This window comes from Desulfuromusa ferrireducens, assembly GCF_055389805.1.
Map to the genome: position 1 here is coordinate 1886217 of NZ_AP042415.1, position 24053 is coordinate 1910269.

Annotated in this window: 24 protein-coding genes; 18 read left to right on the forward strand and 6 right to left on the reverse strand. The window is 54.6% G+C overall.

The window, feature by feature from the left end; translation table 11 throughout:
* Positions 1–58: 58 nt before the first annotated feature.
* On the forward strand, positions 59–493 hold the full coding sequence (locus ACZ5PT_RS08530) for a CBS domain-containing protein (protein ID WP_464266393.1): 435 nt from the start codon (positions 59–61) through the stop codon (positions 491–493).
* A gap of 9 nt (positions 494–502) precedes the next feature.
* Here ACZ5PT_RS08530 and ACZ5PT_RS08535 read toward each other — a convergent pair whose 3' ends face one another.
* The 3 genes from ACZ5PT_RS08535 to ACZ5PT_RS08545 form a co-directional block, all read right to left on the reverse strand.
* Positions 503–1009: a shikimate kinase gene (locus ACZ5PT_RS08535; RefSeq protein ID WP_464266394.1), complete on the reverse strand. Its 507-nt coding sequence runs from the start codon at positions 1007–1009 to the stop codon at positions 503–505.
* Between the two features lie 28 nt (positions 1010–1037).
* A complete protein-coding gene (locus ACZ5PT_RS08540; protein ID WP_464266395.1) occupies positions 1038–2051 on the reverse strand; it encodes a GPMC system family 4 glycosyltransferase in 1014 nt (337 codons plus the stop codon).
* Between the two features lie 226 nt (positions 2052–2277).
* The gene (locus ACZ5PT_RS08545) at positions 2278–3270 is read right to left on the reverse strand and encodes an NAD(P)H-quinone oxidoreductase (protein WP_464266396.1); all 993 of its coding nucleotides are present in this window, start codon (positions 3268–3270) and stop codon (positions 2278–2280) included.
* A 152-nt stretch (positions 3271–3422) separates the two neighbouring features.
* On the opposite strand from ACZ5PT_RS08545, the gene ACZ5PT_RS08550 reads away from it, so the two are divergent.
* The 14 genes from ACZ5PT_RS08550 to gspN all read left to right on the forward strand — a co-directional run bounded on the left by ACZ5PT_RS08550 (position 3423) and on the right by gspN (position 16380).
* Positions 3423–4016 carry a rubredoxin-like domain-containing protein gene (locus ACZ5PT_RS08550; protein ID WP_464266397.1) on the forward strand — a complete coding sequence of 198 codons (594 nt, stop codon included), beginning with the start codon at positions 3423–3425 and terminating at the stop codon, positions 4014–4016.
* Positions 4017–4046: 30 nt separating this feature from the next.
* Positions 4047–4718: an NAD(P)/FAD-dependent oxidoreductase gene (locus ACZ5PT_RS08555; protein ID WP_464266398.1), complete on the forward strand. Its 672-nt coding sequence runs from the start codon at positions 4047–4049 to the stop codon at positions 4716–4718.
* A gap of 200 nt (positions 4719–4918) precedes the next feature.
* Positions 4919–5803 carry a type II secretion system protein GspC gene (gene gspC / locus ACZ5PT_RS08560; RefSeq protein ID WP_464266399.1) on the forward strand — a complete coding sequence of 295 codons (885 nt, stop codon included), beginning with the start codon at positions 4919–4921 and terminating at the stop codon, positions 5801–5803.
* A 9-nt stretch (positions 5804–5812) separates the two neighbouring features.
* On the forward strand, positions 5813–7846 hold the full coding sequence (gene gspD / locus ACZ5PT_RS08565) for a type II secretion system secretin GspD (protein ID WP_464266400.1): 2034 nt from the start codon (positions 5813–5815) through the stop codon (positions 7844–7846).
* Positions 7847–7849: 3 nt separating this feature from the next.
* Positions 7850–9553, forward strand: coding sequence for a type II secretion system ATPase GspE (gspE, locus tag ACZ5PT_RS08570; protein WP_464266401.1), 1704 nt, complete (start codon positions 7850–7852; stop codon positions 9551–9553).
* A gap of 3 nt (positions 9554–9556) precedes the next feature.
* Positions 9557–10762, forward strand: coding sequence for a type II secretion system F family protein (locus tag ACZ5PT_RS08575; RefSeq protein ID WP_464266402.1), 1206 nt, complete (start codon positions 9557–9559; stop codon positions 10760–10762).
* 16 nt (positions 10763–10778) lie between these two features.
* The gene (gene gspG / locus ACZ5PT_RS08580) at positions 10779–11219 is read left to right on the forward strand and encodes a type II secretion system major pseudopilin GspG (protein WP_464266403.1); all 441 of its coding nucleotides are present in this window, start codon (positions 10779–10781) and stop codon (positions 11217–11219) included.
* Positions 11188–11706, forward strand: coding sequence for a type II secretion system protein (locus ACZ5PT_RS08585; protein WP_464266404.1), 519 nt, complete (start codon positions 11188–11190; stop codon positions 11704–11706). The genes gspG and ACZ5PT_RS08585 overlap by 32 nt, the downstream gene beginning before the upstream one ends.
* Positions 11681–12070, forward strand: a complete 390-nt coding sequence (locus ACZ5PT_RS08590) for a type IV pilus modification PilV family protein (protein ID WP_464266405.1) — start codon at positions 11681–11683, stop codon at positions 12068–12070. Before ACZ5PT_RS08585 ends, ACZ5PT_RS08590 begins: the two co-directional genes overlap by 26 nt.
* The gene (locus ACZ5PT_RS08595; protein WP_464266406.1) at positions 12067–12654 is read left to right on the forward strand and encodes a type II secretion system protein GspJ; all 588 of its coding nucleotides are present in this window, start codon (positions 12067–12069) and stop codon (positions 12652–12654) included. The genes ACZ5PT_RS08590 and ACZ5PT_RS08595 overlap by 4 nt, the downstream gene beginning before the upstream one ends.
* Positions 12654–13601: a type II secretion system minor pseudopilin GspK gene (gene gspK, locus ACZ5PT_RS08600; RefSeq protein WP_464266407.1), complete on the forward strand. Its 948-nt coding sequence runs from the start codon at positions 12654–12656 to the stop codon at positions 13599–13601. Before ACZ5PT_RS08595 ends, gspK begins: the two co-directional genes overlap by 1 nt.
* Before the next feature lie 3 nt (positions 13602–13604).
* Positions 13605–14993: a GspL/Epsl periplasmic domain-containing protein gene (locus tag ACZ5PT_RS08605; protein WP_464266408.1), complete on the forward strand. Its 1389-nt coding sequence runs from the start codon at positions 13605–13607 to the stop codon at positions 14991–14993.
* Positions 14990–15508: a type II secretion system protein GspM gene (gene gspM / locus ACZ5PT_RS08610; protein ID WP_464266409.1), complete on the forward strand. Its 519-nt coding sequence runs from the start codon at positions 14990–14992 to the stop codon at positions 15506–15508. The genes ACZ5PT_RS08605 and gspM overlap by 4 nt, the downstream gene beginning before the upstream one ends.
* Positions 15505–16380 carry a type II secretion system protein GspN gene (gene gspN, locus ACZ5PT_RS08615; RefSeq protein ID WP_464266410.1) on the forward strand — a complete coding sequence of 292 codons (876 nt, stop codon included), beginning with the start codon at positions 15505–15507 and terminating at the stop codon, positions 16378–16380. Before gspM ends, gspN begins: the two co-directional genes overlap by 4 nt.
* 168 nt (positions 16381–16548) lie before the next feature.
* On the opposite strand, the gene ACZ5PT_RS08620 is transcribed toward gspN, so the two are convergent.
* The 3 genes from ACZ5PT_RS08620 to ACZ5PT_RS08630 all read right to left on the reverse strand — a co-directional run bounded on the left by ACZ5PT_RS08620 (position 16549) and on the right by ACZ5PT_RS08630 (position 20633).
* On the reverse strand, positions 16549–18861 hold the full coding sequence (locus tag ACZ5PT_RS08620; protein WP_464266411.1) for an APC family permease: 2313 nt from the start codon (positions 18859–18861) through the stop codon (positions 16549–16551).
* A gap of 112 nt (positions 18862–18973) precedes the next feature.
* A complete protein-coding gene (locus ACZ5PT_RS08625; RefSeq protein WP_464266412.1) occupies positions 18974–19684 on the reverse strand; it encodes a response regulator transcription factor in 711 nt (236 codons plus the stop codon).
* Positions 19677–20633: a sensor histidine kinase gene (locus ACZ5PT_RS08630; protein ID WP_464266413.1), complete on the reverse strand. Its 957-nt coding sequence runs from the start codon at positions 20631–20633 to the stop codon at positions 19677–19679. The genes ACZ5PT_RS08625 and ACZ5PT_RS08630 overlap by 8 nt, the downstream gene beginning before the upstream one ends.
* A gap of 119 nt (positions 20634–20752) precedes the next feature.
* Between ACZ5PT_RS08630 and ACZ5PT_RS08635 the strand changes: the two genes are divergently transcribed.
* The 3 genes from ACZ5PT_RS08635 (at position 20753) to ACZ5PT_RS08645 (ending at position 23997) form a co-directional block, all read left to right on the forward strand.
* Positions 20753–21832, forward strand: coding sequence for an NAD(P)H-dependent flavin oxidoreductase (locus tag ACZ5PT_RS08635; RefSeq protein ID WP_464266414.1), 1080 nt, complete (start codon positions 20753–20755; stop codon positions 21830–21832).
* Between the two features lie 186 nt (positions 21833–22018).
* Positions 22019–22741 (forward strand): hypothetical protein, encoded by a 723-nt coding sequence (locus ACZ5PT_RS08640; protein ID WP_464266415.1) that lies wholly within the window; start codon positions 22019–22021, stop codon positions 22739–22741.
* Between the two features lie 143 nt (positions 22742–22884).
* The gene (locus tag ACZ5PT_RS08645; protein WP_464266416.1) at positions 22885–23997 is read left to right on the forward strand and encodes a radical SAM protein; all 1113 of its coding nucleotides are present in this window, start codon (positions 22885–22887) and stop codon (positions 23995–23997) included.
* Positions 23998–24053: the final 56 nt, after the last annotated feature.

A 24053-nucleotide genomic window follows, 5' to 3' on the forward strand; every position in this document is an offset into this window, starting at 1 on the left:
GAGCACATTTAAAGTGACTGAAATATCGAGCACTGGCGGTTCAAACAGGAGGATTACAATGAAAACGGTCAAGGAAATTCTGCAGGAAAAGGGTGCCGAAATCGTTACGGTGAAGGATTCGCAGACGGTCATCAACGCATTAAAGATCATGGCCGAAGCGAATATTGGCGCTGTTGTTATCACCGATGCCAAGGGGGGAGTGGCCGGAATTTTTTCCGAACGGGATTATGCCCGAAAAGTTATCCCCAATGGGTCTTCCTCTCTCGATGTCTCAATATGTGGATTTATGACCGACGTTGTTTACACGGTGGCTCCGAGTCATTCGGTCGATCAATGCATGGCCTTGGTGACCGAAAAGCGCTGTCGGCATCTGCCGGTTATGGAAAATGGAGTTCTCTGTGGGTTGGTGTCGATCGGTGACCTGGTTAAGGCATCGATAGCGGAAAAAGAATTTTTGATTAAGCAGCTAACCGAATATATTCAGTACCCTTGAGAGTAGTTCTCAATCTGGCTCGATGAGCCTTTCGATGGCGGCCGCCACCTGTTCCGCGTTGAGGCCGTCGCAACCGATGGTCAGGTCGGCATACTCAGCGTAGAGAGGGGTGCGTTCGGCGTAGAGCTGGGAAAAGCTTTGTCCTTCGCCCATGACTAATCCGCGCTGCCCCATATCGGCGATCCGCTGCTGCAGTTCTTCGAGGGGAACTTGAAGATAGAGTAGTTGTCCGGTGCGGCCGATCGCGGCGATTCCTTCGCTGCTATAGACAACTGAGCCACCGGTGGCGATAACACAACGCTCGGTGTAGAGCCCGAGCAGGATCTGCTCTTCAATCTGGCGAAAAGCGTCCAGCCCCTGTTCGTCGATAATCTGTTGCAGGCGACGTTTTTCCTGTGCCTGAATGATCAGGTCGGTATCGATAAAATGATAACCGAGCCGTTTTGCGAGGATGACACCGACGGTACTTTTTCCCGCGCCAGGCATGCCGATCAGAATCAGATTCGAATGAGCCATCGTTATCGGTTCCCTTTTCCTTCGCGATTCACTTGTCACCCCATAGCTGGTTGAGGATATCTGCCAGCAGCATTCCCTCCCGTTCAGCTGAATATCGACTGGGATTTGGTTGCGTAAGCTGTTTAATCAGTTGCTGATCGCTGCTCAATTGCCGCGCCTGCGTGACGAATTGTTCCTGCCCCGAATAGAGCAGCCCATTTTTTCCGTGCTGTACGACGGCGCGATTGCCGATGATGTCGCTGGCCAGAATCGGCCGACCGAGTGAGGCCGCTTCCACCAGTGCGTTGGAAACCCCTTCGGACGATGAATTGTTGAGAATGACATCGGCTTGATGCATGGCTGCAGCAATTGCCATTTTGGGGATTTCGCCAAGGTAGTGCGCCCAGGGGCGTTGCTCGAGGGCGGTCAGAAAGCTGGCCGTGTAGTTGGCATCCAGGGCTGGGCCACAGAATGCCAATTGAAAATCAGCTTGGTGTCCTTTTAGCTGATCGCACATCAACAACAACTCCAGGTTTCCCTTGACCGGACGGATGCCGGCCGGCAGCAGGAATAGTGGGATGTCGGTTCGCAGTTGCAGGATGTCGCGCAATGGGTAAGGTTCTTCTCCCAGGCGGATACCGGGCGGTAGCAGTTTGAACTTGTCGCAGAGGGCTGTCTGTTTTTGACGGAATTGTTGCAGCAGATGCTGATTCTGGATAATGATGGCAGTGGCTCGCTGCTGGATCTGCGCGATGACTGCGGCGCGTGCGGGGACCTGCAGATCGTGATTATAATCAGTGCCAGTCATCAGTACCGCGAGCGGAAGATCTTTAGGGGCCGCTGCCAGTAACCAGGGTTGCCCGGAGCGATAGGCATGGAGCAACAGGACCGCGTCCGGTCGGCTTGTTTTTAACTTCGCGTTGATTGTTGCTGGGTCATGCGGGTCAGTTTCGATGATGCTGCAGTTCCAGCCATGGGCAGGCAGTCTGGCGGCAAAGCGACTGGCGGTGATGTGATTGCCGGTGCTGTGGGCCTGTTTGGGAACAATAATCAGTAATTGCATAAATGGTAACCTCGCACTTTTCTTATCTGGGTGCAACGTGCGACTCTATATCCTTGTCGTCGGCCGATTCAGTGCTGTGTTTGATTGTATTTATTTTGAACGTTTTGATTGTGTGAACGAGTATGTCTAGTTTTTTAGATGGTTCTGTCTTGTTCGTATCGTTGCACAAAGGCCCGTACCGATTCGGTACGGGCCTTTGTATTGACAGCTATTATGCAGAGGGAAATCAGGCGTCGGCGACCTTGAGGACAATTTTGCCGAAATGCTGGTCTGCTTCCATCATCCGGTGTGACTCAACCACTTCTTCGAGTGGAAAGACCTTTTCGATGATCGGGACAATGCTCCGATCGGCAAAGCGGGGCAGGGCGCGGCGGGTGAATTCGGCGATGATTTCGCCTTTTTCTGCAACCGGACGGCTGCGCAGCACCGAACCGATAATCTGCTGCCGCTTCACCATCATCAATGCCAGGTTCAACTCTGCCTTGATGCCGCTGATCACGCCGATAACGACCAACTTGCCTTTGTAGCCGAGGGAGTTCATGTTCGGCTTCAGATATTTCGCGCCGACATGGTCCAGAATCAGGTCGACCCCTTTTTTGTTGGTGTGTTCTTTGATAGTGCCGGTGAAGTCGGGGGTGCTGGTGAAATCGATCACCAGATCGACGCCCAGTTCCTTGACGCGGTCCATTTTACTCGGATGGGCGGTAACGATCAGCTTGGCATTGGGAGTCAGTGCTTTGGCCAGTTGAACCGCCGCGGTATTGACGCCGCCGCCGCCGCCGTGAAGGATCGCCGTCTGGCCGTCTTCGAGACCGCCGATCATAAAGACGTTGAGGAAGGCGGTGATGTAGCTTTCGTTGACGCAAGCGGCCTCTTCGAAGCTCATGTTTTCGGGAATCGGCATCAGGTGATTATCGTAAGCGACCGCGTATTCGGCATAGCCACCACCACCGACCAACGCCATGACGCGATCGCCGACCTGCCAGTTATTCACACCGCTACCGATCTCGGCGATGGTTCCGGCCACTTCCAGCCCGAGGATTTCCGAGTCGCCGGCTGGGGCCGGGTAGTTGCCCATCCGTTGCACCAGGTCGGGGCGGTTGATGCTGGTGGCGACAACCTTTATCAACACTTCGTTGGCTTTTGGTTGCGGCTTGTCGGTCTCGCCGACTTTCATGACTTCGGCGGCACCGAACTCGTCTATCAGAACTGCTTTCATCTCTCTCTCCTTTGGAATTTATCGATTGGAATAAATCTTCAGATTGTTACAATGAAAAAGTTAACCCTTTAAATTGAATAGCAAGTTAAGTTTGCGATTATAGAGGAATCCAAGAGCGGATTCAAAGCGCTTATTCCGGGGAGGGAAAATATATGCAAAAGACATGGCGTTGTACCATTTGTGGTTATCTGCATACTGGCGACGAGCCACCGCTGCTTTGCCCGCTTTGTCAGGCCGATGCCAGCAAGTTTGAACTGGTGGAGGACGCTGACGAGGCAGAAGCGAATCTCGATTCTGCTCCAGGCAGCGGTTTATTCCGCGAACTGCGCGAAACCTTTGTTCCCCACGCCGTATCTGCCCATTTCCCCAACGCCTTGCTGCCGACGATGATGTTGTTTTTGGGCCTGTTTCTGTTCAGCGGCAAAAGCTCTTTCGAGACGACCTTTTTTTACCTGCTGGTGGTTTCCGTTCTGGCTATCCCACCGACCTTCGGCAGTGGAATCTGGGACTGGAGAAAACACTACCGTGGTGAAAATGCGCCGATCTTCCGGAAAAAAATTGTGCTCGCCGCGATCTTGTCAGTCCTGGGAATTATTGCTCTGCTCTGGCGCTGGCTCAACCCGCAACTGCTGGTTGCTGGCGGCTGGACTGCCTGGCTGTTTATGTTGCTGATCCTGGCAATGCTTGGTTGCGTAACACTGCTCGGTCATTATGGTGGGATGTTGGTTTTTGCCAAACAACGTTAATCCGATTAACAAATAAGCAGGAATGGAAAGATGTCAATGAAAGCGGATATTAAAGAAAAGGGCGCGATCGTTCAGCGCGATCGACAGACCTATGCCATTACGCCGCATACCCCGGCCGGTTTGATCAGCAGTGCGCAGTTGCGCAAAATCGCAGATGTCGCCGATAAGTACCAGGTGCAGAAGATCAAGTTGACCAGTGCGCAACGGATGACCTTGATCGGTGTCGAAGAGGCCGATATCGATGCCGCTTGGGCAGATCTCGATGAGCCGCAAGGCAGCGCCACCGGGCTTTGTGTGCGGAGTGTCAAGATTTGTCCGGGAATCGATTGCTGTAAGCGTGGATTGCGCGATTCGATTGCTGTTGGATTGGAGATAGATCGGCGCTTTCATGGCCGGGAGATGCCGTGGAAGTTTAAGCTGGGCATTTCCGGTTGTCCGAACGATTGTGCCGAGACCTGCATTAAGGACATCGGTTTGATCGGCACACCGCGCGGCTGGCACCTTTCGATTGGTGGCAATGGTGGCAGTCAGGCACGGCTGAGCCGCAGGCTTTTGGAGCATATTCCAGACGATCAACAGGCACTGGCTGCAGTGGAGCGCCTCATCGAGTGGGTTGCTGCGGCCGGGCGGAAGTGTCGCTTCGGTAAGTTATTGGATGAGGTTGGTCTTGAAAAGCTGCGGCAGGTTGCTTTGGGGGAATAAGCCCGATTCTAAGCCATCGAATGGAAATAGCTGAATTTATATTAAAAAGTAACAATTTCTGCTAAATTGGGTATAATTATACGTCATTCTAGGGGAGTTGATCGCGATTGAACTGTCGTATGTTCGCGTTGGGTGATTTTGTCGCTCTCGATCGCCCTTTACATTGTTATCAATTTTAACCGGTTTAATAGTTGGTTGCTGTGCAGATTGAACTTCAAAAATTACTCAATTATTCACTCCTGATCTTGGCTATTTGCGGAGGACTTATCGCCGGTAGCCTTTCTGGGCAGAGCGTCGATCTGTTGTTGAGCAGTGAGGATTTTTTGTCGCCAGAACCGTTGGCTGCTCGGCCGGTTGCGCGCTCGTTGCAGCAAGCTGACTTTCAGATCATTCTCGATCGTAACTTGTTTGATTCACAGGCTGTTGGCCAAAGCGCGGAACAGATCGATCTGGCTGCGCAGCAGGTTGCGGAACAGACCGCCAGCCCTGTGCAATCACGTGGGGAAATGGTGCTGATCGGTACGGTTGTCGCCGGAGCCAACTCGCTGGCGTTGGTTCGGGTTGGACAAAAATCAGGGGTGTTCGGCTTGCAGAGTGAGCTGTCCCCCGGGGTTGTGGTCACTGAGATTACCCGGCAGATGGTTGTTGTCACTGACCGTGGTGTCCGGCGTGAGCTGCTGCTCAAATCACGTAAGGAGCCCCAAGCTAAGTTGGTTCGCAAAGGGGGGGCTGCTGTAGGCGGGCAAAAGGTTGTTGCTTTGGGCGAAAATCGCTGGCGGATATCGCGAGCGGCGGCTAAAAATGCACGTACCAACCTGAACAGCCTGCTGCAGACTGCACGCATGATTCCACAACTGTCGAATGGAAAAACCATCGGCTTTAAATTGGTGGAGATCGAAAAGGGCTCATTGCTCGAGTTGATTGGCTTGCAGGTTGGTGATCTGGTGGTGGAGATCAATGAGGTGGCGTTGAACAGCCCGGAAAAGGCGTTGCAGGTTTTTCAGCAGTTGCGCGAGGCGAACAATATCTCTCTCGGCTTGGTACGCAACGGCCAAAAACAAAATTTTGAGTATCGTTTTGAATAGGAGTTTAGCGTGGTGATCCAACGCAGCGTAACAGTTTTTCTCTCGGCCCTGCTGGTGCTGATGATGTTGGTCGGGATATCCTGGGCACAGACCAAGGGTCAGGATCAGGCCGTGGAAATTACCCTTGATTTTCAGAATGTTGAACTGGTCGACATGATCAGCACGATCAGTGAACTGACCGGCAAAAACTTTGTTTATGACGAGGGAGTGCGCGGCAAGGTGAGTATCCTTTCACCGCGACCGGTGACCATCGATGAAGCCTACAAGCTGTTTATCACCGTGCTCAACGTTAAGGGTTTCACCATTATCCCATCGGGGCAGGTTAATAAAATTGTGCCGATCCGTAGTGCAAAAGAGGCCAATCTGCCGATCAGCGATGGCCGTGGGCTTGGTGAGCAGTTTATTACCCGCATCCTTGAATTGAAAAATCTGGATGCCGCAGTGGTTGTTGACACCATTTTACGCCCGCTGATGCCCAAGACCAGCCACGTCGTTGCCCATGTTGCGACCAATACGGTGGTGATTACCGACAGCGCGACCAATATCGAACGGCTGGTACGGATTCTTGATTCCCTCGACCGTTCCTGGGACGGTGATGCGATGGAGATTGTGCAGCTCTACTTCTCCGATGCCGAGGAAACGGCGACAGTCGTCATGCAGATTCTCGAAGGTGGCGGGCCGGTTTCGACCTCAGGTCGCGGCAAGGCAGCGGCAACAGTGGGCAAAAAGGCGCCCGGGCAGATTATTCCTTACGCCCGAACCAACAAGTTGATGCTGCTCGGTGATCAAAAATTTATTGCCCGAGCAAAGAGAATTGTCACCCAACTCGACGAGCGGGCCGACCTGACGCGAGCTGGAGTGCATGTTTATTACCTGGAACATGCGGAGTCGGAAGGGTTGTCGGAAACCCTCAACAAAATCCTCTCTGGTGCGAGCAAAACGGCCCCTGGGCAGAAGGCCGCTGCGGGCAAGCTGTTCGGTGGTGTAACCATTACCGCCGACAAACCGACCAACGCCCTGATTGTCAATGCCACGGCCGAGGATTACGATGGCGTCAAGGAGTTGATTGCGCAGCTCGATATCAAGCGCAAGCAGGTTTTTGTCGAGGTTCTGATCCTCGAGTTATCCATGGATGCCTTGCTGGAGGTCGGTGCCTCACTGCAGATGGGGGCCGATGCCAATAATGACAGTGTTGTTTTCGGCACCAGTAACCTGAATAAGGGGAGTGTCGGTCTGACTGATCTGAATCGCATTTCCGACGGCTCGAGTTCGCCAACCCTGCTGAGCAGGGCTGTCAGCGGTATTCTGCTCGGTGGCCTGTTTAATCCAATCTCTACGATCGGTGCCGATGGCAGTCTCATTACTGTTCCGGCCCTTTCCGCCCTGATTCAATTGTCGGAAACCGATACCGATATCAATGTGCTCTCAGCACCGCGTTTGCTGACTTCCGACAACGAAGAGGCGGAGATTGTCGTTGGCTCCAATGTGCCGATCATCTCCTCCACGACGAAAGATAACGATGGCAAACGGATCAATACGGTCGAACGGCAGGATGTGGCCCTGACGCTGCGCTTTACCCCGCAGGTCACTGAGGGTAACCTGGTCAGGCTGAAGGTTTTTCAGGAAATCAGCGATTTGGTGCCTTCCAATCAGTCGGTCGGCACGGTTGACGATGTCGGTCCGACCTTCAAAAAGCGGATGTTGCGCAATTCAATTGTTGCTCGTGATGGCAAGACCGTGGTGCTTGGCGGAATGTTTCAAACCGACCGGACCGAGGTTAACAGCAAGGTGCCGTTGCTCGGCGATATCCCGTTTCTCGGCCGCTTGTTCCGCAGTTCTTCGACCAACGAAACCAAGACCAGTCTGCTGATATTTATTACCCCAAGGGTGATCCGCAATAGTGATGATCTGGAACGGATTACCAATGAAAATCGGGCAAATTATCAACTGTTCAACCAGGAGGAAGGTGGCGAGCTGTTCGACTTGACAACACAAGAAATAGATCCTGTTGGTTCGGCAGACGTGCGGGGCGGTGGAGAGTAAGCCATGAGACCGATGCGATGGCGCCAGCTTGGCGATATTCTGGTGCAGGACAAGGGGCTCTCCGAGGAGGTGGTTCGTCAGGCGCTGCGCGAGCAGGAAAGCAATCACCTTAAATTGGGCGAGATTATCCGCGAAAAAGGGATTGCCAGCGCAACTGTACTGGCCGAAGCCCTGGCCACTCAAAGTGGCATGGAATATGTTGCTGAACCGGCCGTCAAGTCGAGCGCACTGCATTTGTTGACCACGGTGCCGATTGCTTACGCCAAGGAAAATCTGGCTGTTCCGCTGGAAATTGATGGCCAGACCATCCGTCTGGCGGTGGCTGACCCGAATAACAATCGCATCCTCAACGACCTGTCGGTCCTGACCGGTTGCCGAATTATTCCCTGTCTGGCTTCCCCCGATAAGCTGCTGCAAGCGATCAATCAGGGCTATGAGACCCTCTCCGGCGGCGGTGATAACAGTATGTCGGATATCGATGCGGGCGAGGTCGATATGGATCAGCCGGTGCAGATGGAGGATCTCCTCGATATCAGCGATGAAGCGCCGATCATCCGTTTTGTTAACGGTCTGGTCACCCAGGCGTACCGCCAGCGGGCCAGTGATATCCATATCGAGCCGTTTGAAACCGAGGTGCTGGTGCGCTATCGGGTCGATGGCATCCTATACGAAGTGCAGCGTCCACCGTTGCGAGCGTTGCCGAATATTGTTTCGCGTTTGAAAATCATGGCCAATCTGGATATCGCGGAAAAGCGCTTGCCGCAGGATGGTCGTTTTTCCGTGCGGATTGCCGGTCGCCAGGCAGATGTACGGGTTTCGACCCTGCCGGTGGCCTTCGGCGAGCGGGTGGTTTTACGTCTGCTCGATAAGAGTTCCAGCCTGTTGACTTTGACGGATATCGGCATCGATCCGGAGGCCCTGCCGCAGATCAATAAAATGATCCACAAAAGTCATGGCATCTTTCTGGTCACCGGTCCAACCGGTGCCGGTAAAACCACCACCCTTTACTCGGCGCTGAGTGAAATCAATTCGCGTGAGCAGAACATCATCACAGTGGAAGATCCGATCGAATATCAGCTGCCCGGCGTTGGTCAGGTACAGGTCAATCCGAAGATCGATCTGACCTTTGCTCAAGGTTTGCGTTCGATCCTGCGGCAGGATCCAGACGTGATCATGATCGGCGAGATCCGCGACGGAGAAACCGCTAAAATTGCTGTACAGGCTGCACTGACCGGCCACCTGGTGTTTTCCACCCTGCATACCAACGACTCGGCTGGCGCCCTGGCGCGACTGGTTGAAATGGGCGTCGAACCCTTCCTCGCCGCTTCGGCGCTGGTTGGCGTGCTGGCTCAGCGGCTGGTGCGGACCATCTGTCCTCACTGCCGGATGAGTTATCGGCCCGAGGAAAAATTGTTGGCCGAACTGGCCGAAGGCAGCAAGCTCCCGGAGAATGCAATTTTTTATCGCGGCCGCGGTTGTGACAACTGCATGAAGGTCGGTTATCTCGGCCGCACCGGACTCTACGAATTGCTCGAAGTGACCGATCCGATCCGTCGCTTGGTGACCGAAAACGCCGATGCTGCGACCATCCGGCAGCAAGCGCTGAAGCAGGGGATGCGACCCTTGCGACAGGCCGGTCTGGCCAAAGTTGTAGCCGGTGAAACGACTGTCGAAGAGGTTTTGCGGGTCACTCAGGAAGAGGTTTAATCCGTGGCGCTTTACGAATACAGCGCTCTCGATGGGCAGGGGCGACAGCAGCGCGGGGTGGTCGAGGCGTTAGGGCAGAAGGCGGCCAGTCGCAAGTTGCGCGACCAAGGGCTGTTTCCTACCGCCCTGACAGTTGCCGCCCACGGTCGGGAGTCTGCCCAGAAATCGTTTTTTAAGCGTGTCGATGCGCTGCAGCTGGGGGTTGCCACCCGGCAGTTGTCGACTATGTTAAGCGCTGGTATGCCGCTCGATGAAGCCCTGGCGACGGTTGCCGAACAGCAGCATGGCACGCTGGGACAGGTCTTGAGCCGTATTCGTGACGATATCTTGCAGGGCAGTGAGTTGCACATGGCTCTGCAGGCGCATGCGCGCATTTTTCCGCCAATCTACACCAACATGGTGCGGGTCGGCGAGGCCAGCGGCACCCTGGATAAGGTCCTGTTGCAGCTGGCCGAGTTTATGGATGAACAGGCCCGCTTCTCCGCCCAGTTTCGCGCGGCACTGACCTATCCGCTGTTGATGTTTCTGGTCGGCAGCGGGGTATTGATGTTCCTGATGGCCTTTGTTGTGCCGAAGATCACCCGCATGCTGGAGGATCTCGATCAGGCTCTGCCGTTGCCAACGCTCATGCTGATGTCACTGAGCGGTTTTTTGGCCGATTACTGGTGGTTGCTGTTGCTTTTGCTGCTGCTGTTCTTCTGGATTTTGCGGCGTTACGTCCTGACCAATAAGGGGCGGCTCTGGTTCGATGAAATCAAGTTCCGGCTGCCGTTGTTGGGTGAGTTGAGCCTGCAGAATGCCACCGCCCGTTTTGCCCGCACCACGGCGACCCTGTTGCATAGCGGGGTGCCGCTGTTGACGACACTGGAGATTGTCCAAGGCCTGCTCGGCAACAGCCATTTGCAGCAAGCGCTGGAAGTGGTTCGTGACAAGGTCACCGAAGGCGCCGGGTTGGCCGAGCCGCTACGCGAGGCACAGGTTTTCCCCGGCATGCTGGCGCAGATGGCAGCGGTTGGTGAGCGCAGCGGTGAACTGGAGGGGATGCTGGTCAAGGTTGCTGAAATTTACGAACATCAAGTTCAGACCCGTTTGAACGGCTTGATGGCACTTCTTGAGCCGTTGATGATTCTACTGATGGGGTCAGTGGTTGGTTTCATCGTACTGGCAGTGCTGCTGCCGATCTTTCAGGCCAGTCAGGGCATGGGTTGATCAAGGGAGAGAAGAAATGAAGACGATGGCAAAAATCGGCCAGCGTGGTTTTACGCTGATAGAGATAATGGTGGTGGTGGTGATTCTCGGCATTCTGGCTTCAATCGTTATTCCGCGGCTGTTGGATGAACCGGAAAAAGCGCGGCGAACCTCGGCGGCAACTCAGATTCTCAGCCTGGAAGAAGCCCTGAGCCTGTTCAAGTTGGATAACGGTTTCTATCCATCTACCGAGCAGGGGTTGCAAGCTCTGGTGATTAAGCCGACCAGCGGGCGGATACCCAACCGTTATAAGGCCGGTGGTTATATCAAACGGATTCCTCTTGATCCCTGGGAACAGGATTATCGTTACCTGTCACCGGGGGCACACGGCGATTTTGACCTTTTTTCCTACGGACCCGATGGTGAATCGGGAGGGGAAGGCGAAAATGCTGATATCGCCAACTGGCAGATTAACTAAACCGGCCGGTTTCACCCTCATTGAGCTGATTGTCGTGGTCAGTTTGCTGGCGATGGTCGGTCTGCTGAGTCTGCCGTTGATGATGAATCAGGGCGATAGTGCTGAACGACGGACTCTGCGGCGGATGGCGGGGGTGGTCAAGCAGCTGTACAACGAAGCCACGTTGACACGCGATGAGCACCTCTTGGTTTTCGATCTTGACCGTAACAGCCTGCAGGCTTTTCGTTTGCGGGCAAAAGATGGCCGGGTCGAAAAAGAGAGTTTCGGCAAGGAAGCAAAGCTCGCCGCGCTGCGTTTGCAGCAGGTTGATGTCGAGGGGCAGGGCAGTTTCCGCAGCGGTCAGGTTGCGGTGCGGATTTTCCCTCTTGGCTGGATGGAGCAGACGCAGATAACCTTGTTGGCTGAAGATGGGACCACCACTCGACTGGATTTTTCACCGCTGACCGGATCGACGAAGATTGATGATGGACGCCAGACGTTGCCATAAGGGTTTTTCGCTGCTGGAGGTGATGATCGCCCTGGCGATTGTTTCCATCGCCCTGGTCACCCTGCTCGGCTTGTCGAACCGGACGATTCTGGTTCAGGCGCAGGTGCAGCAGTTGACTCGGGGGACGCTGCTGGCGCAACAGTTGATGAGTGAGCAGGAGTTGCGGCCGCCCGCAGAGCAGAGCTGGGAAGCGCAGGAAGATGTTTTTGCCGCGCCTTTCGAGGACTTCCGCTGGCAGATCAGCTATCAGGACACCCTGATAGATAGGGTCAAGCAGATCACCGTCACCGTCCTATGGGGGGACGCGGATAAAAATGAAATGGTTGAGCTGGTTTCCTTTTTGTCGCAGGAGACCGTTCAATGAAGCCCGACTGTCGTGGTTTCACTCTGGTTGAAGTGTTGCTGGCGATCCTGATCGGTTCCTTGCTGCTGACAACCATTTACGGCATCTTCAGTTCGGTCAGCGGTGCCAAGAACCGTTTGGAGCAAGAAGGGGATGCCTACCATCAGGTGCGGATATTTTTCGACCGCATTGGTGGCGAACTCGGCAGTTTGCGCCTGGCTCCGCTCGGCAATCAGGCGATTCTCAGCTCGGACCGGACCCTCGAGGGGGAGCCGGGGCTTGAGTTCAATACCGAGTTGGTTTCGCCGCTGCTGCAGCAGCGCGGTGGTATCTCGCGGGTTCGCTATGAGTTGCGCCGCGAGAATGAAAGCGCCACCCTTTATCGTAGCGAGCAGGTGCTGCTGGCGGATCTGGCTGCGTCGGAGGCGCTTCCCTTTATCGAGGGGTTGAAAAGCTTTCAGGTGCGCTATTACCGACAGGGTCAGTGGCAGGAACAGTGGAGCGGTGGCAGCCCGCCGCAGATGCTTGAAATCTCACTGGACCTGCAAGTGGACGGTCGGGTTATTCCCTTTCGCAGCAGCTTTGTGCTGCCGGAGGGGCGCTGATGAAGGCTTTACGTAATCAGGATGGGATGGCATTGCTGCTGGTGCTGGTGGTCGTTGCTCTGCTGAGTGCTTTATTGACTGAATTCTCCTTTTCGACGCTGGTCGATCTGCGCGCCACCGAGACTTTTCGCGACCGGACCCGTTCTTATTATCTGGCCCGCGGCGGTATCGAAGCGGCACGCATGATCCTGCGGGAGGATACCAACGATTTTGATCATGCTTCGGAGTTCTGGGGTGACCCGCTGGCCAATGTGCCCGCCGGAGAAGGTGATGTCAGTATCACCATCAGCGATTTAAGCGGTCGGCTCAATCCCAACTACGTGGCCGACAGTCGCGGTAATCGATTGCCCGGTTATCACCGTTTTGTCGCCCTCTGTGGGGAGGTCCTGCAGCTTGATCTGTTAGCCGGGCAGGAGCTGGCCGATGCGCTGGTTAATTGGTTTAACGCCGATCGCAGCATGGTCACGTTGGATGATAACTACTATAGTGATTTACAGCCACCCTACAGTCGCAAAGGCGCGAAGCTCGATACCGTTGATGAGTTGCACCTGATCCGTGGTTTTGATGCCGAGATCGTGCGGCGGTTGCAGCCCTACCTGCGGGTTGGTGGTGATGAACAGATCAATGTCAATACCGCGGCGGCTGAGGTTCTTTATGCCTGGCAATTTTCGGCAGCGGAAGGAAATGTGGAAATCATTTTTGACCGGCAGGATATTACGGCCCTGCTCGATTATCGCCAGCAGGCAGCGTTTCGGCAGTTGGCCGATCTGGCCCTGGCCGAGGGAATTGGTGAGCGCTGGTCGGCGGCGTGGCAACAGGGGTCCGTTGGGGTGAAGGGTCATCTTTATCAGTTGCTTAGCCGAGGACGTGTTAATCAAGGGGTTCGTTCGGCGCGGGCGATTGTGCAGAAGCAGGGCAACCAGTTACTCAGCCTTAAAGTGGAATAGTAGATGTCAAAACGTTATATCGGTATCGATATGGAGGGGACAGAGGTCCGACTGGCGGCTCTGACGGTGATGCCAGGGAAGATCGATGTAGTCCTCGACAGTCGCAATTATGATTCGCCGGAGGAAACCGCTGCTGCCATTCGTGAGATGCTCGGTGGTGAGTTGCTGATAGGTGATCGGATGGTGACCGCTCTGCCGTGCCGGGTCGGCCTGTTCCGCCGCTTGCGGTTTCCATTTCGTGACAAGAGTAAAATCAATGCGGCCCTGCCATTGGAGTTGGCCGCTCAGTTGCCGGTCCCGCTCGAGGATCAACAGATCACCTTTTTGCCGCCGCGTGCCCGTGAGAACGATTACGAGGTGGATGCCATCGTTGTCAATCGTTTAGAAATTGACGACATGTTGCTCCATTTTCCCGACCCGGAACAGCATCCCCGGCGGATCGATTTTTTCCCCTTTGCCTTGTTGCCGGTTCTCGGTGAGCAGGAAGGGATACTGATCTACTGCCGGCGTCTTGAAGTGGTGGTGACGCTGATTTATGAAGGAATGATCTGGGATTATCGCTTACTGCCGGGAACCAGTGAACTGGCGGAGGATGAGATTCTCGACTTTATTTCCAATCAGGTCAGTCAGTTGGAGAACTCGATCGGCCAGGACAATCTGCCCCTCTGGGTGATCGGCGCCGGAGTGACCGAAGGGGTGTTAGGCGAGCTACGCAAGTCGGGAAGAACCATTTTGTCTCCGGCCGCAGACGTTTTTGGAGACGATCTCAAGTGTGGCATGGCTCCGGCTGCCTTATTGGCGCTGTCGGAGCTGCGTGCGAGCAAAAAAAATGAACAGCTGAACTTTCGCCACGGGGAGTTTGCCGCCCGCGGTCAATTGGAGGTCTTTCGCAGTAAATTGGTGGTTGCCGCTTTGTTGTTGCTGGTGGTGATAATTGGCGGAGCTTTTAGTATGCACCTCGGCTACCTACAGAAGAGCCGAGAGCAATCAATGCTCAAACAACAAATCATGCGGGTTTTTCGGCAGACGATGCCGGCCGGGTCAACCGTCGTTGATGTACCGCTGCAGATGGAAAGTCAGCTTAACCAATTACAGCAACAGGTTCAGTTGTTCGGGCTTGGCGGTCAGGGGGCGGCTACGGTCCTGCAAAGCCTGTCGAGTTTGATCGATGCGGAAATCCGCATCGATCTTCAGGAATTCAATTTTACCCACGATGGGGTCCGTTTGGCGGGCAATACGGATTCGTTTGAAGCAGTCAATCAGGTTGCCGAACAGCTGGCTAAAAATCCTTTGTTCGCGCAGGTGGACATTGCCGATGCGAAGCTTGCTGCTGATAACAGTCAAGTTTATTTTGAGCTGCAACTGCAGCTCTACGGGGGGGCGAAAGAATGATCAAACGTCTTAACTCCCGCGAAAGAATGATTGTTATCGGTGGCCTGCTGTTGTTGGCGATGCTGTTTCTCTGGTATGTCTTGCTTAATCCCTATTTTGAAAGCATGGGAACCTTGGACCGGCGGATTGCAGCCAGTCAGCGCAACCTGACCAAGGTGACACGGATGGGGGAAAAGATTGTTCAATTACGCCAGCAACTGGCGACTGCTGACCAGCGCAGCAGCGGGGGAAAGCCCTTGTTTTCTCAGGTGGAAAGCCTCGCCGAGCAGACCGGAGTGCGTGAACAGTTACTGGCCATGCGCCCCCAGCCGGCGACCATCCAGGGCGGATTTCGTCAACAATTGGTCGAGATTCGGTTGGAAAAGCTTTCCCTTGGGCAACTGGTCAAGTTGTTGCACGCGATTGAATATCGCAGTGGTGGAGTGCAGGTCAAGTCGTTGCGGGTTAAGCCGCGCTTTGAGACTCGCTCGGAACTTGATGTCAATATGGTGTTGATGTCCTTGGAGAAGCCGTGAGCCTGATCGCAAATATTCGCACCGGCCACCAACTTATGGCCGGTAATCACAGATTGTTTCTCCTTTGTCTGTTGTTGTTTCTGGGCAGTGGGCTGCTGTCCTTCTGGATCTTTTTTCCGGCCGATGTCATGCAACGCTATCTGGTGCGGGAAGTTGTCCAGCAGACCGGCTTGAAAATGGAGGGCAGCGATGCGGAGATGCTGTTCCCCTTTGGGCTTGAACTGGATCTCAAGGTTTATCCTACCCAGGCTGAGCTGGTTCCGTTGCTGTTCAGTGATCTCCAAGTGACCCCGGTCTGGACTCAGTTGCTGGCCGCATCTGTGGCGGTGGATTTGCAAGCAGGCCTGGCGGGAGGGCTGGTCGAATCCCAAGTTGATCCTGACGGTCAATTGTCTCTGCAATTGAGCGATGTCGCTATTGTCGAGTTGCAGCAAGCGGACTTGCCCTATCGGCTGCAGGGGAAACTGGCCGGTGAACTGCTGGCCGAAGATTCGACCGCGGGACTCAATGGCAAAGGGGAATTTCAACTGCGACTGCGCGATACCGCCCTGATCGGACTCGATCGCCTCGGTTTGCCGGAACGGTTGCTGCTCGGTCTGGTTCAACTGGAAGGTAAGTTTAACCAACAGCGGCTCAGTATCGACAAGATTTTGATGACCGAAGGGAATATCGAAATGAGTGGCGGAGGGACTGTGCTGATTGCCGGGACTCCCGAACAAACTCGGCTTAATCTGAATGTCCGCCTGCACCCAACCCCATCGACACCGGACAGCTTACGCGATTTACTCAACCTCAGTGGCGTCAAACCAACCACTGACGGCAGTTATCTGCTACGTGTGGCCGGAACCATGGCCCGGCCAACGCTTCGTTAAAAATAATAAGCGTACGGGTAATTGTTTTGCTTGCAATTGAAAACCAATTTCAATATAGTGAATAGCAAGTAAGGCTTGTTGTGGCAGGCGAGCCGAACTCATTTTCTTCTCCTTTTGTAGTATGAAGAAGCCAGTTGCGGTGCCTCCCCGTGACTGGCTTTTTGCTGTCTAGCTTTCTTTTTGATGGGGTTTTTCATCGGGGAGCCCGTTCTGGGCCGTTTCTGCTTGGTCGGTAGTGACCAACTCACCGATAAAGAGGCTGCCGTTGTGGACGAAGACACAGGCAGGTAACCCTTCTGCCAGTTGATAGAGGCGGCGGGCGTATTCTTCTTCTTTACCTTCCTCGGGGGTGGCCAGGCCGAGCATCACCAAGTCGGCACCGGCGCTCTGCTCGAGAATCATCTCCTTGACACTTTCCTCTTCACTTTTGATGACCACCTGTATTTCGGCATCGATGCGGATTTCCGGGATCAGTTTGCCGAGGAAGTTCTGCGTGGTCTCCTGCATCAGTTCATTCGAGGCGACACTGAGGATGCGGATGGTGCTGTCGCGCCACTCAGGATTACAGCTGAGCAGATAGGAAAGCAGCAACATCAGATCGCCGTTGCGTTGCAGTCCTCCCCACCAGATATCGACGCGGCGTTTGCTGCCTTCGCGTATTGGTGGTAGCGGCACAACCCGGCCGATCAGCAGTGATTGATTGAGATGTTTCAGGCGGCGGATGATCTTCATAAAGGCGGTCATCCGCTCGAGATCATCCGGCCAGCCGAGAACCACCGTATTGCAATCTATCCCGGCAATGCCATTGGCCTGGGCGACGGCAACGATGCCGCGTTCGATATCCTGCACTACATTGACCTCACCGAAAGCGGGGATTCCTTCGCGGCGCAGAACCTGCTGTATCTGTTGTTGGCGCTGTTGCAAGTCGAGATCAAGGCTGAGCAGGTCACCCTGAATCAGTTCACTGACCGTAACCACGCCCCGCTCTTCGCTGAACCAGGCGGCGTAGCGGACCAGGTCGAGACGCTTTTCGATATCGCCGACAAAGACCAGAATATGCGGTCGCCAGTTGCGGGCGGTCATCGGTTTCTCCGCCAGTTGCAGTAATGACCAACGCGCCAAGGCCTGATAGATGTCGCGTCGCACATCGCCACGGGCCTTGAAGCGGATGCGCCGTTTGAGGAAAACCCACAACAGTAATTCAATGCTGATGGCAATCAGGCTGGCCGGCAGGTGGATCAACATCATCACCGCGAAACAGGCCAGGGCGCCGATCATGCTCAGCCACCAGGGGACGTCGACGCGCGGCCGCCATGAGGGGTTGCCGGAGAGCTTCTCAAGCGCCGCCACCAGGTTGACAATGCCGTAGACGCTGAGAAAAAACATGGTGACGACGGTGGCTACAGTATTTAAATCGCCGAGAAAAACGGCTCCTAAGGCCAAGCTCAAGGTGACCAGCAGGCCGAAAACCGGTTCGGATCCGGTGCCTTTTTTACTGCCAGCCAATAGGCGTGGTGCCAGATGATCCAGTGCCAGCGCCTGCAGCGTGCGCGGGGCCCCGAGCATTGAGCCGACGGCTGATGAGAAGATCGCTCCCCAGAGTCCAGGCAGGATCAACCAGGGACCGAAAACGGCGATTTTGGTCCAGATCAACGGCTCATTGCGCAGCGCGTTCGCATCGGCCCCCAGGGCGAGAACAAAGGGGATCAGCAGGTAGACGGCAAAGCCGGTCAGGACGGCCAGCAAGGTGCCGCGCGGGATCGCTTGGCGTGGATCTTCCAAGTCGCCGGAGAGGCTCAGGCCTGCCATGATGCCGGTGACCGCAGGGAAAAAGATGGCAAATACCACCCAGAAGCCGACCGGCTCTGTTGCCACCGGAGTGGCCGAAGCGGTGACCGTATCGCCGAACAGTGCTCCCAGCAACAATGCCAGCAGCGACAGTCCGATCAACGCCATGATCGGCACCTGACTGCGCAGTGCCGCACCAGCGCCGCGAAAAGCGAGGGCGGCGACGAGGAGGATAATGACAAAAGCGCAGGGCATCAGCGGCGCTGCTGGCCAGACCAGGCGCAGGGATTCGGCCAGGCCGAAAGCGTAAAGAGTGACTGACAGCGCTTGCGAGAGGAACAGCGGCAGGCCGATGGCGCCGCCGATTTCCAGTCCCAGGCTGCGTGAAATCATGAAGTAGGCGCCGCCGATCCCGACCCGCGAATTGGTGGCTACCGCTGACAGGCAGAGCGAGGTAATCAGGGTGATGGCATTGGCCATGCCGACGATCAGCAGGGTTTTTGCGATCCCGACCTGGCCGACCACCCAGCCGAAGCGCAGGTACATGATCACGCCGAGGACGGTCAGCACCGTGGGGGTAAAAACGCCGATAAATGTGCCGAGTTTATTGCTCGGCCTGCCGCTACCTTGGCGGGGGAAAAACAGTTGCGCAAAGCGTTGCATGAAGGGAGTGTCGTTGAGGTGCCGGTTCATGCTCTCTCCGGAATGGATCGTCAGACAGTGGCGACCTGATGGATGTCAAAAATTGACTGTCAGCTGCAAGTTAAACAGACTTCCCAGTCTTTTGCCGCATAGCACACGCTGATTATTTTGCGTCGGTATTACGCTTGAATCGATATCCTCGTCCGCGGATGGTTAAAAAATGGCGCGGCTTGGCTGGATCCAACTCAAAATATTTGCGCAGCCGAACAATGAAATTATCGAGGGTGCGGGTTTCGGTGTCCGGTTGCATGCCCCAGACCGATTGCAGCAACTCGCCGCGACTGATCACCTTGCCCTCGTTACTTGTAAACAGCTGCAACATTTTGATCTCCAGTTCGGTCAGTTGCAATTGGCCATTGGCCGTTTGTGCCAGCCGATTGTCCAGATCGATCCGGTTGTTGCCAAAACGAATCAATTGTTTTGTCGATTCTGGCTGGTGCCAACTGGCGCGCCGCAATAAACCGGCGACCCGCAAGAGGAATTCTTTGAGATTAAAGGGTTTGGCCAGATAGTCGTCGGCCCCTTCGCTGAGGCCAGCGATCCGGTCCTGTTCTGCGCCGCGGGCGGTCAGCATTAAAATTGCAATCTGATTGCCTTGCTGGCGGAGCCGGCGGCAAACCTCCAGTCCATCAATGCCGGGTAGCATCAGATCGAGAATTATCAGCGCGCAGGCGTTGTCCTGCAAGTGCTCCAGAGCGGCCTCGCCACTTTCAACATGACTGACCAGGTAGCCTTCTTCCTGCAAATTATAGATCAACCCCTGGGCAATATGGGGCTCATCTTCAACCAGCAGCAGCGGCACTTGTTTATTCATCGGTGGGCTCCGCTTGGGTCAGGGGAATGGTCAGGTGGAAGGTAGTACCAAAACCGGGCCCGGGACTTTTCAGCCAGACCTTGCCGCCGTGCAGGCGGATGGCGTTACGCACGATGAACAAGCCGAGGCCACTGCCACGCACCGTGCGGTCGCCGCGACGAATACGGTAGAACATTTTGAACACTTTTTTTCGATACTTGGGTTCGATTCCCCGGCCCTGATCGGCAAACTGCAAGTGCGCCAGGCTGCCTTCGCGAGTCAGACTGATGCGTACCGCAGGCGGGCCGTCGGCATAGAGAATGGCGTTTTCCAGTAGATTGCGCAGTGCGGTTTCGATCATCTCGCCATCAAACTTGGCCATCAGGTCTGGTTCGATTTTCCAGCTCAACTGACCGTTGTCTGGGAATATATCCTGTTTTTGCTGAAGGTAATTCTCGACCGTCTGCGAGAGATTGCCGTAATGCAGGGGCAGGCGGCTCTCTTTATGTTCCAGCTGACCGGCACTTAGCAGATTGCTGATCAGCCCACCGAGCCGATCGGTATCCTTTTGCATCAGCTTGACGAATTGCTGCAGCGTTTCGCCGTCGGGACGGCGCAGTTCGATGGTTTCCAGGTGGAGCTGAATGGATGCCAATGGCGATTTCAGTTCATGCGTGACCTGGTTGATGAAATGCCGTTGTGCTCGGTTAAGGGAAGCCTGCCGTCGCCAGAAAATGAAAATGACATAGATTCCGGCTAGGATCGCCACTAAAAGAACGATTCCCTCGGTAAGAATAAACCAGTCGGTGGTATCCGGTAGCCATTCCGCCTGATAGCGATCGGCGAGGTCTTTGAGCTGCTGATGTCGGCCAAGGAACCAGTAAATCCAAGAAACCAGCAGGAAAATCCACAGCAGCTGGATGCCGATAAAGGTGATCAGTGGGTGAAACATACGGCGGAAAATTTTCATGACTTCTCTATTAGCATCTGCAACCGTTCGGAACAAGAGAGTTTTTACACAAGTATTACATTTGGCGAAGCGTCCAAACTGTTAGACTAGCCAACTCAAAAAAAAACAGGAGCCAAATTATGGTTGAAGGTTTAATAATAGGTCGGCACAGTGTCCCGTTTCCGGTTATTCAAGGGGGAATGGGAGTCCGTGTTTCCGGCGCCCGACTGGCTGGGCATGTCGCATTGAACGGTGGTATCGGTCTGATCGCTGCGGCGGGCTTGGCCTTGAACAGTGAGCGATACAACGGTAAGAACTTCTTTGCTGCCGATCGCCAGGCGTTGATCGATGAACTGCACAAAGCTTATGCAATTGCTCCCGATGGTGTGGTCGGCGTTAACGCAATGGTTGCGGTCAGTAATTACGACGATGTGGTCAAGGCCTCCTGTGAGGGTGGTGCCAAGCTGATTGTTAGTGGTGCCGGTCTGCCGATGAACCTGCCCGGTCTGACCAGCGATTATCCTGATGTCGCACTGGTGCCGATAGTTTCCTCACTCAAGGCAGCGGAACTGATCTGCCGTAAATGGCATAAAAGCTTTCAGCGGTTACCCGACGCCATTGTCGTTGAGGATCCCGACACCGCCGGAGGTCATCTCGGCGAAAAGGTAGAACGGATCGGCACTGGTGAATACGATCAGTATGCGACCGTGCGCGGCGTTAAGGACTATTTGAAAGAAAAATGGAGCCTGGATATTCCGGTGATCGCCGCTGGAGGTGTATGGGATCGACAGGATCTGCAGCATGCTTTGGCGCAAGGCGCCGATGGCGTACAAATGGGCACCCGTTTTGTCGTGACTGAAGAATGCGATGCCGATGAGTCCTTCAAGCAGGCCTACCTGAATTGCACCAAGGAAGACATCGGTCTGATTATGAGTCCTGCTGGGTTGCCGGGTCGCGCCCTGACGGGCAACATCGATCAGGTTCGCCAGCGTGATGTCGATCTGGATGTCCGCTGTCCCTCCGGTTGTCTGAAAAAATGTGCCTATAAAACTTCTCAGGAGCGTTTCTGCATCGTCCATGCTCTTGATCGGGCGCAAAAAGGGGATATGCAGACGGGGCTGATCTTCTGCGGCACTAATGCCTGGAAAGCGGATCGAATTACCACCGTCAAAGAGATCTTTGAGGAACTGTTTCCTCTTGCTGAGCGCAACGCCTGCTGACACCTCGGTCAGGTAGATAAATTAAGGCCGCAGAGCGTATTTACGCTTCGCGGCTTTTTTTTTGCCGCTGCCGAGATGCTTTTCGGATTGTTGAGTCGGAGAATATTAAAAGCTCCATCCGGGTCATTTTTTCTGTATAATCCTCGGACTTTATTGTTAGTAAAATCGCGCCTTAGGAGATTCAAAATGTTTCGAATAACTGCCTCATTGATTTGCTGCCTCTTGCTTTTTGGTTTTCTGCAGCTGTCGTTTGTCCCGCCGGCCATTGCCGGTGAAAAGGAAGAGCGGGTTGAACTGTTACAGGAAAAGCTGAAAAAACTCAAACAACTGCTGGGGCAGATGCAGGAACAGAAACTGAAAGAAGCGCCGCCGACGGAAAAACCGTGGGAGCCGGTGCTTGGTTTCGGGCAGGAGCGTCCGGCCTACGATCAGTACGCTTATCTGCTGGCTCCGCAGATGCGAAAAGAGACCCTCGACAGTGTTTTGCAGCAGATGCATTTCTTTTCTAACCAGGATGAGCTGAAAGAGCGTGGCAGCCTGTTTGTCGTTCCAACGTTATCCTTGGCACCTGGTGAAACCATGTCTGTGGCTAAATACAACCGGGCTCTGGCTTCCGATTTTTTACGTAAAATCGGTGTTCCGGCGGCGTTGGAGGGCAGTATTGTCGTATCGCCCGATCCTCTGCACGAAGAAGGGGTGGCTGACGGCCCCATGCTGTTGATCGACCTGACCGGTTGCGATCAGATCCTGCGTTCACGCATTTTCGACCTGCTGCTGAGTTCTCGCCTTTTTACCGCCGATGGGAGCATTCAGGACTACCTGTGGAAGCTGCTGCAGAGTGCCTCGCCGCAAGCTTTCAGCGTAACGGTCGAAGGCCAGCGGATGTGGTTGGCGGTTGATAACGACTGAGGCGGTAGCCGGTTGTTGAGTCACGCACCGCTTGAGTTTGACTGCTCTTTTGTTGTATCTTGACAAGATTGCATAAGATTTTCCGTCCGACAAAAATCGACTGTAGCCGGTGTCTTTAACGACTTCGGTTTTAAGGAGTTAGCATGAGCCCCAAGCAGGAACAATATATTCCAAAATGGCTGGCCTGGGAGAGTACCCAGCGCTGCAATCTTAATTGCGTACACTGCCGCTGTTCTTCCGATATGGATGCCGCGGAAGGGGATTTCAGCACCGAAGAAGCCTTTAAGCTGATCGATGATATCTGCGAAGTCAGCCAGCCGGTGATGGTCCTTTCCGGCGGTGAGCCGCTGATGCGGGCGGATATCTTCGATATCGCCAAGTACGGCACCAGCAAAGGGTTGCGCATGTGCATGGCGACCAACGGCACCCTGATCACCGATGAAGTCTGCGCGAAGATGATAGATGCCGACATCAAGATGGTCTCCCTTTCTCTCGATGGTTCCACTGCAGCGATTCATGATGATTTCCGTAGCAGTCCTGGGGCTTTTGAGGGCACCCTCCGCGGCGCCGAGACCCTTAAGCGTAACGGCATCAAGTTTCTGGTTAACTCCTCGTTTACCAAACGCAACCAGCATGATATCGGTGACTGCTTTAAACTGGCCAAGAGTATCGGCGCCACTGCCTGGTACATGTTTATGATCGTACCGACCGGTCGTGGTGAAGAGATCATGGACGAGCTGGTTTCCAAGGACGATTACGAAGAGATCCTCTCCTGGCACTACGAGCAGGAGAAGCACGAAGATGAGATCCTCATGCGGCCGACCTGTGCCCCGCACTACTACCGGATCGTGCCGCAGATGGCCAAGGCCGAAGGGGTCGATTTCAAACGGCGCAGCCTGACCTTCTCCACCGGTGGCGGCAAGGGCTGTATCGCCGCGCAGACCATCTGCCTGATCGACTGCTTTGGCAATCTCAAGCCCTGCTCTTACTTCCATTCCTCGGTCGGCAACGTCAAACAGATACCGTTTAAAGATCTCTGGTTCAACTCCAAGGTTTTCAACGATCTGCGTGATTTCAGTAAATATGAAGGCAAGTGCGGCGAGTGCGAGTTTATCAACGTTTGCGGCGGTTGTCGTGCCCGTGCCGATGCTGTCTATGGTGACTACATGGCTGAAGAGCCATTCTGTAATTACATTCCGCAGCGCACCCAGAAGCGGATGGAAAAAGAAGCCGCCGAGAATGCAGCGAAAGAATAAGATTTGAAACTCGGGCGAGCTATAGCTCGCCCCTAAAATAGTTCCAATTCGATATA